Here is a 10,873-nt window from a genome sequence, read left to right as displayed (position 1 = left end):
CGTTCAAATACGCCAGCATCCCGCCACTCCTGAAATCGGCGATGAGCAGAGCTTGACGAGCATATACCGGTGGCATTTAGCGCATTCCACTGGCAACCCGTCCTGAGTACGAAGAAAATGGCGTTCATTGCAGCGCGATTATCAACCCGCTTGCGGTGCGTACCCAGCGGGTGTTGAGTTCTATGTTCCGGGATGAGAGGAGCCATTTTCTCCCAGAGTTCATCACTGATTTGCCACTTATTACCTGCCATACGTTGCCCTCATAAATTATCATTATGTATTATCTGACAATTCCTTTTGGGATAGGTTCTTAGATAATAATAAGTATTGCCTAGACAAAGAAGCATTAAAAGATGGTTTTCATTGGTTGGTTCCAGACAGGGAAATAGATCCGATTAACTGGTTTAACTCAACAACATGGCAGTATGTGAACGCTGAACTTTTAAAAATAGGAGACTAAAACAGGAGTAAGACTGAAACTAGAGATGACCTTGAATTAGATAAACTATCAAACACCTCTAACCCATTCGCTTTTGAATTAACTGAAAAATCTAAGGAAAACATGCGTTCTTTGGTGAAGCATGTAGATGGTTGAACTTGGAACGAGCGTCTTGATTCCATCAACAAAAAAGATGGTAATTAATATGATGTATCGTGGCTAGACATCAACAATGATCTTTATGGTGCGGGAAAGTGGTTTTATGAGCAAGCTAAAGAAGAAGCAACGCCTTCTCATAGGCGAGATTTACATGCGCTTGTCAACTATGAATACACAGGCGATTTTTTGTCGCTGAAGTAATGGGAAAATCGAAAATATGAAAATACAGTTAGTAGCTACGATCTTAGCTGCTCTTTCCTTGCAAGCTCAAGCAACGACTCAAGAAGAAATGGTAATCGAATTAGGTCATTCTATTGCGCTAAGTTTACTTGATGCAAAGTTGGAATTGGCTTGTGACTCCAACATTAACAACCTAGGTGAAATTACTCTCAAAGTTAATCAGGAGTGCGTTTCAACAATCAACAAACTTCGGTCAACGTTAGAGACAGAGCCGACAGCAGTAGACTTGGTTAAACAGGTTGATTCTTTTATGGATTCAAATTCTATCCCACTCACTAAGTAACTTGAGAGTATTGGAAAAATCGAACTTGTGCAAAAGGCATTTAACAGGTTGATTTGAGTGCCTTTGATAGAAGTAGTAATAACAACTTGGAGTGCAAACTTTGTCAAAGAATGAAATGCAATATGCAGTATGGCAGATGCCCCATACCGAAAAAGATTTAGCTGTTTTGGTAGATGCTGCTGAGTTACCTATTCTAGATCGTGGAGAGGAGGGTGTGCTAAACCCTGACACACCATTAAATGATGATCATTTAAAACTAAAGTTGGTTTACGGTGTGCTCATGTCCAATAACCTTCGAGGTTTACAAAACTATGAAGGGATGAATCACTTAGTTGATGTCCATCAGGATAAATGGTTAGTTCATCTAAAGCCAAACGATGATGAGGATAAACCATTAGAAGCAATCTATCTTGGATTTGAAGATATGATGGTTTTGCATTGCAGGGGATTAAGACAAGGTGATTTTGCTTTCGCTGCTCTTATGGGTCTACCTGATAGCTTGGAACTTCATTCAGATAAGCTGTGGGGTGTAACATCGTTCCTTCGTTTACATGATTTAGACATGGCTACAAACCTAATTAATCGAGAAATCATCATTTCGCTAGTCGAAGAAGAAGTTGTCGAGGCAGAACTAACTAAAGAAAATTGGAAATCATTTGTTAACGAGGGACTGGCAAAGTCTTTAGCTAAAAAAGTAGGTTAATTAGGATAGGGAACATATTAGCTCATAAAAACCTTAGATTTACCTTTTAGAACCGTAAAAATGCTTCAAAAATAAGAACGCAGACCTTAAAGAAAAAGTTAAGACAACGACCAAGGACTAACAAGAAATGAAAATAGTATTAGCTAAAGAAATTAGTGATAGCCTGAGTGAATATACAAATGCCGATAGCTCCATCTGCGTACAACAAGTTACCTTATGGTTTGATGTGATTGCTACAGAGTTGGAGCTAACTGAGGTATCTAAAGAGAAACTAAACTATATCACTACTCCTTCAATTATAATCAAGTTGAGCCAATCTAATCAGCGCATACATGACCTATTATTGGGGGTTGCTGGGTATCCAAATTTAGATAAAGAAGAAGCAGAATTTCAAGTTAAGTGTAGGCTATCAGTCCTGAAATCCGCATGGATGCACAGAGCATACGGTTTGACGTTGCAAGATGCTTTCACTGATGGAGAACTATTCTTTAACGCTCTCATCAAGATGTAGGTAACACCTTATGTTAGACAATATATTAGCTAGATATTGGCAACCTAAAGGAACCTCTTTACATAAGCACCATTTACAAGCAATTGTCATCGGTTTTGTATTAAGTCTAGTGTTACTTTTCGTTGGCGTTATTAATCGTGAAATGGCTTTTTCAGTGATGATCTTGATTGTCGTACTCCAGTTCTTAGGGATGTGGTTGGCTAGAAAGAGATTTGGTAATAGAAATCCCAATAAAGTTGGATATAAAGAGTAGTTCCTGCTGGATAGAGATAGTTACGAGCCATTGCAGATCTGGTCATATAACCAAGCCGATAAAGCCAAAAAAGAAGTCCCCAAATTGGTTAGGAAGCTACTTGCTCGCACTCAGATACATCGTGCTTGGTTACAAAGCGCAACTGGCTCATTTCAGTTGCCAGTTTTAGAGCGAATTTAACGTTGGAAGATAGTATTGGAATTAGTAACTTAGATTAGAAACCAACTCACCTATGACCCTGATAGTGGCATCATCCAGTGGAAAAAGTTGGGCAGAGGCCGCCGAGCTAATCTAGTTGCGGGATGCGTCAAGCGGAAGAAAGGCAACGTGTGGCGCAGAATTGTCATTGACGGTAAAGAGTACACATCTGGTCAAATCGCTTGGTCAATAATGACTGGTCATTTTCCTGATTTCATCATCGATCATAAAGATGGTGATTCTCTAAATGATAAATGGAGCAATTTACGTAGGGGGACAACTGCGTTGCTCAGAGAAATTTAGCTAGAAGTCGCCGCAACAAAACTGGTGTGACTGGAGTGAAACAGATCAATGGCTACTTTGTCGCCTACATCGGAGTGGGTAATAAGCAAAAGTACCTTAGTAGCACAAGTGACTTTTTTGAGGCTGTTTGCTTAAGAAAGCGAGCAGAGAAACAGTACAAATACAGCCCTAGACATGGGCTGTAATCAACATTGGAAAAAACATGCCAGAACCAAAACCTAACCACCGGAAGTTCGCGGACTTTATTACTAACGTTTCAGCCCTTGCTAGTGCCTATTTCTTAGTCCGATTTGTCCTAGATTTTTCTCTAGAAACTCTAATCGAGAATGAAAATTTAATGTGGTTCTTCATTTTCGCTTTTATTACTGCAGTGTATGGTTTTATCTACGGAAAAAACGGCAAAAAATGAGATTGTAAACAACTAGATTGTGTAAAAGGTATTGAATTACACCTACATGCTTATGACAACTGTCAAAATAGGCGATTCAAATGGATTAATGCCATCAGAACAACTTGATAACAAAGAGGGAGCCATGTTCAACATAAGAACTAGACACTCGTATGGCCACTAGAAGAACTGGGGGTGGTGCTTAAAGGTCAGTAAACCCGACTAAAACTGGTGATGCTGTTGGAGAGCTAAGTGATCTCTTAGATGTTGCCCTATACAACCGCCCATGTACAAGCAGAAGCGTAAGATAGATAAGCTAGTTAAGACGCTGCTGAAACCTAAAAAGAAACATTAACTGGATAAGGAAAACTGTATGACAAGTGTATATAAACTGATATGCGAGCGAGCCTATTTTGTTGGGTATGAGCAGCTTTTCTTGCCAAGAAGTTTTAGGCGGCTGGTTGCTAGAAGTGAGTTGCACAGAGCTTGGTTAGCAGGTAATCAAGGTAATATCGGTGCGACCGATGGCGTTTTGTATCGGAAATGGTTTACTAACCGCAAGCATCATACAAATGCCACTATTAAACAGCTATGGCGTAGCATAAATCGATAACCCGAAACATCAGTATTTATAAGCAACAGAAAAAGAAAGAAGCCACATCTTTACTCATAATCGCTCGCCATCCTCTACTGTTCACCTGCCCACGTTATAAAGATATCAATCGGAAAAGTACTCAGTTCGATCTTGGTATAAGCGCTTACTTAACGCCTCTCCAAATTATTCCTTGTTAATCATCCCAATTATTATGATAATTGGGGTATTGTAAAATATCCACAAATGACATATATAGGTGAGTAATGTTCATAGGTGTTAGTAGAAGCCATCAATGGCGTTTATCAGAACCACCAGAACCATCTGATGATAAAGACTTTCAACTAAAAAGGGTGGAGTTTTTATCAGATGTTGACTATCGATGTACTGATTGCCATTTTCGTTCAGAAAAGTATCAACATGTTCATCACAAGGATGGGAATCACAAACATAACGAAATCATTAACTTTGAGTGTAAATGCCCTCTATGTCATATGTGTGAACATCTGGGTTTTGTTGCAGATAATAAACTTGCCACTTTAGTTTTTTGTCCCTCTTTGACCCAGGAGGAGCTCAATGCTTACGTTCGAATATCTTGGGTTGCAAATTACTTAGCAAAAATCCAAGGTCCAGAAAAATGCGGTACTACGCTTCTGCGTATTGCACGCGATACAGGGCTCTGGATCGAGCTCCTTTCTGCTACGGCGCAGCAAGTAAGTCAAGTGTACAAAATAACCAACATTAGGGCACTAGCTGAAGACTTTCGTGCTATGGATGACAAAGAGTATTCCGAACGTCAGTTAAAGTACCCTCATTTAAGGTTGCTGTTTACTCCAGATCCCTTTTCTCGAGAGATAGAGGAGTGGAGTAGGAACCAAGACTTCTTTTCAGATTTCTATGACCCAAACAATTGGCCAGAAATAGTGAACAACCATATCTCTAGTTTAGAAGGATAGGATATTAATGAACACATATGGCGTAGCGATATTCAACGATGAAAAAAAACCTAGGAGTGGATTCTCTTGTGTCGATGGCAAGGTGAAGGAGTTTAGTTCCTATTCTGATTTGGAGATGTCTACAATTTGGGTAACTAACATTCAACACTCTATATTTCAAAAAGAAGCCCTCTACAAAGTACCTAACCTACGTTCGTCGCAATATTTAAGGTTGTCTTTACAACAGATAATGAGGGAGTTGAATGTTAAAAAAGATATTGAAGGTATTCAACATTTAGCAAAGCTAGTTCAGTCAATTGCTGCAGATCTACAGGGTAAATTCGAACTTAATCCGGACTACCTTCGATATCGCCTTGGTGGTGAAATCCCACAATACCTGGAATCACAAGGGTTCCTACCTTCTGAACTACTAAATATAAGTGAACTCGCAGACGCTTCAGCTAAAGCGGCATTAAATGATGCGTATCAGTCATTCCAAGGTACTGTAAAGTCTGCAAACGGAAAGATCTATCATTATACCTTACCAAGGGTTGCGCATTTCGAATACTTAATGAATCAAAACTTTCCTTTGGATAACAATTGGGAAGAATTTACGTTTAGTAGCGATGGGCCAATTGTTGCTGGATATAAAAACAAAGTACTACTCCCTGATACAGAAAAAGTCATAATAGGTTTAAAGAACCTCCATAAAAATACTGCTGCAATTCTAAATATCAAAGTAAAGTCTATCGACCCAAAGCGAGCTCAAAGTTTTACCTTTGGAATCGAAGGTGTGAAATCTACAACGAGAATATGGGCTGCTCTTCCAGAGGTTATTGATATTTTACGTTACTGTGAGGTTGAAATTTTGGGAGGCCTGAAAACTAATGCTGGTAAGTTGGATGTAAGGCCTGAAATAGACCTATCAAAAAATAGATATAGTTACTCTAAAGGTGTGGTCAGTGAAAATATTTGGTGTGCCTTAGCCGATAAAGTCCACTTAGGAAGTCAAAAACAAGCTACTGGCCTGGGAGTGTACCTCAGAGCATATGACAGGATTATTTGCTCCAAACTTGCGGAAGCGTTTATGAAAGCAGGTTTCGTCGGCGGTGGGTTTGGTGTCGGTGCGGCAAGGGTTTGGTTAAGTAGCCAAGATGTAAAAAAAGCCAATATTATTGCAGAAAAATTTGGCGCAATGCCAGATATCGGAGTGTAGAAAATGGAAATTGAACCGCTAGAAATTTTCTCAGATGGTCAAATGCCCGAGACATACAAAAAGCTTCAAGATTTGAATGTGTTCGGAAAGCTTAACTCACAGTTTCATAACTCGTTTGGGGTACAGGATGTCATTAAACTAGATCAAATTGAACAGCTAGATGATGCGGATAAGAAAGCTCAAATGAGTGAATTAATCACAGCCCTATCTACAAGAAGAGTGGATACTCAACCAGTTATTGCGAAGAAAGTAAAGAGGTTAACTATCTAATGGGAGCTCTTTCATTTTTAGCGAATCTAATCGCCTATAAACCCTATGAGATTTGTCAATTAGAAACAACATCAAGCATTGACCCTCACTCACTGCTAACTCACGATGGTTCAATGGTTACCCTACTAAAGTTGAACGGGGCTTACAGGTTCTACTCAAATAAGCAGGAGCTTGCCATACTTGACTTTATGGCAAGTAGAGCTCGACAAAATTTTACAGACAGTGGAAACAGAATAGATTTTGTTATCGATATTGATTCAAGTCGTTCTGAGAGCTTTGTGAACAAGTGTCTTAATACAGTGGACTCTGTATCAAAAACGATGGGCTACCAAAATGAGAAGTTAAACAAGACTGAAAAGAGCCTCATTTCTCAGCTAATTAAGCCAGAGATGACCTATATTGTATTGACTACGACACCCCAAACTCTTGATAGACCAAACATCAAAGAGGGTAATGAAAATAGAAAAAAATTGGCAGATGAATATGGTCACAGTTTAAGCAGTAGCTCTAAGACCCAGAATCACTGGGTAGAAACGATGCAGATTTACGACCAGCATCGTTCTTTTGTTACAGAAATGACTAATATTTTTTCTGAGTACGTTCTATTCGAAAAACTAGAGTCTCATCGTGCATTAAAGGAAATCAGAGATCTTCTATACCGAGACTTTGAAAACCAGGACCGTTGGAAACCATCCACACGACAAGAATCATCTCCTAAAATAATGAGCAATCATACCTACAAGGTTGATACTGATGAGATTGGGCATAGCTCCATACATTCGCAGATAGTAGAACAGCCTTTTGAGGATGCTAAAAGACCTGACTTTAAGTTTTTCAATGGTCACTGCTATACCACGCTTGAGCGTTACTTAGTCGGGGATGAGCCTATGTTAATGAGGAGTTTTATAAACCGAGTTAACAGAGATGTTCCTATGCGTATATCGTACACTCTGGTTTCTGGCTCCCAAAGTATACAAACCTCTAAAATGACTAAATCGAGTCTCACCACATTCGTTGCTAAAACTAACCCAATATCAAGTGAAATTCTGAAAGCCTGTAATAAGACAACAAAGTTCATTCAAGAAGGAGGGTGTGCAGTAGAGTGTTATATGTCGGTGACTGTTTGGGGTGATAACGAAACGGAAACTAATACACGTTTCAAAGCCGTACAAAGTGCACTTAGAGGTTGGGGAGGGGAAAGGCAACGTATGTGCTCATTTCCTATAGAGGGCCTTTTATCCTCTTTACCTGGCTATAGCTCAAGGCCTGTTGGGAGAGCGAGTAATGACAGTATTGAAACAGCCTTCTCGTCCGCTCCAATCATACGTCCTGCCTCGCCGTGGGACTCCGGCGTATTGCTCTATATCACACCTGATGGCAAGCCATGGCCTATTGACTTTGATTCAACACAGTCACATCACTTGAATTTAGTTAGTGGATCTATGGGTTCTGGTAAGTCAGTTCAAGCTGGTGTATTAACCAGGGCAATGCATTTCTTAGCTGGAACGACATCGTTGCCTCTTATTGCGGGGGTCGACTATGGTGAGTCAATATTATTCACTGCCGAAACTGTTAGGGCAAACCTGAAGAAAGAGGATAGAGCTAAAGTAGGGGCAATCAGTCTTGCCAATGAAAAGACAAGCGCTTACAACATGCTTGAGCCACAATATGGTTACAATAAATTGGCTAAGCCGGAGAACAACACTGCGACTGCTTTTGTTACTAAGATAGTCAATGGTGGCTCGAAACAGCCAATCCACGTACAACTTGATAACTGTGTTTCAGCAATAATTGACAGTATGGTAGCAAAGGCTATTTCACAGCCTAGGAAAATTGACCCTTCGCAACCCGGCGTCGATAAAATACAGAAAGAGCTTGCTCACCATCTTGTACAAAAACATTTAAAGAGCGAGTCGTCGTACAGCTACCTAAACGCCCGTAATGCCCTATACAAAGCATCGAATGAAGAAGGTATATCTAACGCTCAACGACAATATTTCCTAAGATTGTCAAAAATAGCTCATAGGTATATTTGGCCGCTGATCTCTGACTTACCCAAAGAGGTAAAGTCGGCTGAACAGCAAAGCGCTATGGGTTCTTTCAAAGTTGGAGGAGAAAAACTACTGGACCTAATTGGTGCTTCAGTGCAGCTGATGACAGATCGATATAGCGCAATTTTAGGCTCATATCCGATGGTAGATTACTCTGACCTTTCAATGCTGTTTGTAAACGCTAAACCAGTTGTAGATTCCGCCCCAGCAGCGATGAAAAATGCATGGTTTATTCTTGCAAAAGGTCTAGCTCAAAGGCATTTCTGGGTACATGAAGATGATGTAAAAAATGATGCAGATCCTGTGTTTTATAAGCGTGCACTTCGAATTGCTCGAGCGAAAAAGCCTTTACCCAAGTATTACTTCCAAGACGAATACGAACAGGCTCAATGTCCTGAGTTAGATGAAAACTTTGATAAAGAAGTAAAAACAGCGCGTAAGTATCGTGAGATCATCACTTTATTGACACAGATGTACGAAGCTTTCCCTCCATCTATTCGCGACTTGGCTACTAATACCTTCATTTGCAACATCCCAGGTGTAGGTACAGAACGGGTGATTAAGGAACAGTTTAAGCTAACAGATGATGAGTTTGAATCTATAGAATCGTATGTCGGTAAAGCTGGAATTTTAAATGGCATGGGGCGCGGAATCTTGTACATAGGTAAGCTGAAGAAAATACAAGCGCCAATTATTCAACCTATCGTATCGGTGTTACCTCCTGGCTTAGTATGGTCATTAGCAAGTGATGCCGAAGATGTTCATGTCAGAAGAAAAGTAAAAGAGGCATTAGGTGACTCAGTACCTTATGATGAATTGAATATTGCATTAGGACAGGTTTTGTCGTTCCCAGATATGAAAGCACTCATCAAGAAGAAGGGTGAAGTCGATGATATGACTGACAAAGATGTTTACATTGATTGTATCAATAGGGTTAAAGAACATATTTTATTAAACGGAGTTGGTACGTGATAAAGAGATTTTTGGCATTTGTAACCGACTATTGTTTGATTAGCTTATTATTCGGTATTTTAGAGTTTTACGTCTTTGAACTAAATGCGTTGACTATCCAAAGCATAGGTTATTTCTATGTGTTCTTTTTCTTTACGATGATGGGCCAATACATACTTTTGAAGAGGACGTTAGGGGAAAAAATATTCAAACTTCAGGTGCAAGGAAAAGAAGGTGAGAACGTTGAGGTTTCTACTTATGTGTATCGTTTGTTCGGTACTCTAATTTGCTTAACGGTGCCGATTTTGTTCTTGATAGTTGTTTTCCCTAAACGTCGATCTCTGTCTGACCGGATGAGCTCGAGTAACGTCAAAACTCGTATAGTTTAAAGAATCTTTTCTGTGGCAATATCTATTGGCTCATCAGGGGATATTGTCATTGAGTGGTTAACACGCCATAGAGAAATGGGTGAGCGACTAAATCTATCTAAGTTATAAATCGAATCGTCAATTTGAACCATACTCCGGTAAATCACTTTTCCATGATTATTCTTCAGTTGCAAGATAAAGCTCGGCGTGGAGTAGTCCGAAGTGTTTCTTTGCATCTGAGTGGTTAGTATTTTCTGAATACTGTAACGTTTTGAGCCATTATCGATTTTAGATATTAGTGCGGTAAAAACCTTGCGTTCAAATGATGAAGTAATAGGTACCTGATTTGTCAATGAAACGATTGGTTGGATGTAAACGGTGTGTAGCTTAATTCTTTCTGAGTGCATTTGGCATAAGGTTGCTAAGACGAAATAAGGTCCTTCCACTTCTTTAAGTGCCGATTTGGCTAAAGGGCTCACCAAACGGGTAAACGACAGACACGTGTCATCAATTACTAAAGAATGTTCTTTTAACTCAATAGTATTGGTGATGAACATGCAAAATGCTTGTGGGCGTCCAGGGCCTTTCCACCCAGCCCCGGTTTTACGATAGAGTTTTGAAAAAGCGTATCTCAAACCTGTTGGTCCGATAAATATGTATTTATCAAGAGTACTACTTCCAAAGAGGATTTTATTGGCAGACCTCTTAAGTTTGAATAAGTGCTGTTCAGCCGACATAGATTTTCCGGAGAAATGCCAATTTGATAGTGTGTCGGTTAATAAATGATAATACAGCCTTTCTAACTTACTCTCTCCATGCCGTACACTGGGCGTTCGTGTTGAAGTTGACTTTGGATTAGTTGAATCAGTTCCAGTAGAAGGGAGCGCTCTGTGATAAATAAAGGTATTAAAATCTGATTCTTCGGACTCAGGCGAAATACTGAGGGATCCCCTCATAATTTCCCCAAAGCACAACCATGTTTGAATAGATTTTGAGCAAGCAGGGTTGCAGCC

At 39.8% G+C, this 10,873-nt stretch carries 12 protein-coding genes; 10 read left to right on the top strand and 2 right to left on the bottom strand.

Translation table 11 applies throughout. The annotated features are described in order from the left end of the window. The coding region (locus R8N47_RS22970; protein WP_206937396.1) for a transposase at positions 1-251 on the bottom strand (251 nt) is incomplete at its 3' end. Positions 252-815: 564 nt separating this feature from the next. Here R8N47_RS22970 and R8N47_RS22965 point away from each other — a divergent pair. From R8N47_RS22965 to R8N47_RS28875, 10 genes are all read left to right on the top strand, one after another. Continuing rightward, positions 816-1,121, top strand: coding sequence for a hypothetical protein (locus tag R8N47_RS22965; RefSeq protein WP_169567642.1), 306 nt, complete (start codon positions 816-818; stop codon positions 1,119-1,121). A gap of 100 nt (positions 1,122-1,221) precedes the next feature. Continuing rightward, the gene (locus tag R8N47_RS22960) at positions 1,222-1,824 is read left to right on the top strand and encodes a hypothetical protein (RefSeq protein WP_140050539.1); all 603 of its coding nucleotides are present in this window, start codon (positions 1,222-1,224) and stop codon (positions 1,822-1,824) included. Between the two features lie 127 nt (positions 1,825-1,951). Then, the gene (locus R8N47_RS22955) at positions 1,952-2,335 is read left to right on the top strand and encodes a hypothetical protein (RefSeq protein ID WP_025767063.1); all 384 of its coding nucleotides are present in this window, start codon (positions 1,952-1,954) and stop codon (positions 2,333-2,335) included. Positions 2,336-2,345: 10 nt separating this feature from the next. Further along, entirely contained in the window at positions 2,346-2,588 is a 243-nt protein-coding gene (locus tag R8N47_RS22950; protein ID WP_025767062.1) for a hypothetical protein, read from the top strand. A gap of 327 nt (positions 2,589-2,915) precedes the next feature. Then, on the top strand, positions 2,916-3,089 hold the full coding sequence (locus tag R8N47_RS22945) for an HNH endonuclease (RefSeq protein WP_140050538.1): 174 nt from the start codon (positions 2,916-2,918) through the stop codon (positions 3,087-3,089). Positions 3,090-4,335: 1,246 nt separating this feature from the next. Beyond that, complete coding sequence (locus R8N47_RS22940) at positions 4,336-5,025, top strand: HNH endonuclease (RefSeq protein WP_025634880.1); 690 nt, start codon at positions 4,336-4,338, stop codon at positions 5,023-5,025. 7 nt (positions 5,026-5,032) lie between these two features. Beyond that, the gene (locus R8N47_RS22935; protein WP_025634881.1) at positions 5,033-6,220 is read left to right on the top strand and encodes a hypothetical protein; all 1,188 of its coding nucleotides are present in this window, start codon (positions 5,033-5,035) and stop codon (positions 6,218-6,220) included. Between the two features lie 3 nt (positions 6,221-6,223). After that, positions 6,224-6,490: a hypothetical protein gene (locus tag R8N47_RS22930; RefSeq protein ID WP_025634882.1), complete on the top strand. Its 267-nt coding sequence runs from the start codon at positions 6,224-6,226 to the stop codon at positions 6,488-6,490. Next, a complete protein-coding gene (locus R8N47_RS22925; RefSeq protein WP_203347281.1) occupies positions 6,490-9,513 on the top strand; it encodes a hypothetical protein in 3,024 nt (1,007 codons plus the stop codon). The genes R8N47_RS22930 and R8N47_RS22925 overlap by 1 nt, the downstream gene beginning before the upstream one ends. After that, positions 9,510-9,881: an RDD family protein gene (locus R8N47_RS28875; protein WP_025767057.1), complete on the top strand. Its 372-nt coding sequence runs from the start codon at positions 9,510-9,512 to the stop codon at positions 9,879-9,881. The genes R8N47_RS22925 and R8N47_RS28875 overlap by 4 nt, the downstream gene beginning before the upstream one ends. Here R8N47_RS28875 and R8N47_RS22920 read toward each other — a convergent pair. Further along, on the bottom strand, positions 9,878-10,873 hold a 996-nt coding region (locus R8N47_RS22920), incomplete at its 5' end, for a hypothetical protein (RefSeq protein ID WP_225462421.1). The genes R8N47_RS28875 and R8N47_RS22920 overlap by 4 nt on opposite strands.

The organism is Vibrio sp. 2132-1 (assembly GCF_033344315.1).
Note: the sequence above shows the minus strand (reverse complement) of the source record. Positions and strands in the feature narration are given on the sequence as shown.

Coding starts and splice junctions, on each gene's coding strand:
- R8N47_RS22965 (WP_169567642.1), top strand. CDS start 816: ATGAAAATACAGTTAGTAGCTACGATCTTAGCTGCTCTTTCCTTGCAA.
- R8N47_RS22925 (WP_203347281.1), top strand. CDS start 6,490: ATGGGAGCTCTTTCATTTTTAGCGAATCTAATCGCCTATAAACCCTAT.
- R8N47_RS22940 (WP_025634880.1), top strand. CDS start 4,336: ATGTTCATAGGTGTTAGTAGAAGCCATCAATGGCGTTTATCAGAACCA.
- R8N47_RS22955 (WP_025767063.1), top strand. CDS start 1,952: ATGAAAATAGTATTAGCTAAAGAAATTAGTGATAGCCTGAGTGAATAT.
- R8N47_RS22930 (WP_025634882.1), top strand. CDS start 6,224: ATGGAAATTGAACCGCTAGAAATTTTCTCAGATGGTCAAATGCCCGAG.
- R8N47_RS22935 (WP_025634881.1), top strand. CDS start 5,033: ATGAACACATATGGCGTAGCGATATTCAACGATGAAAAAAAACCTAGG.
- R8N47_RS22950 (WP_025767062.1), top strand. CDS start 2,346: ATGTTAGACAATATATTAGCTAGATATTGGCAACCTAAAGGAACCTCT.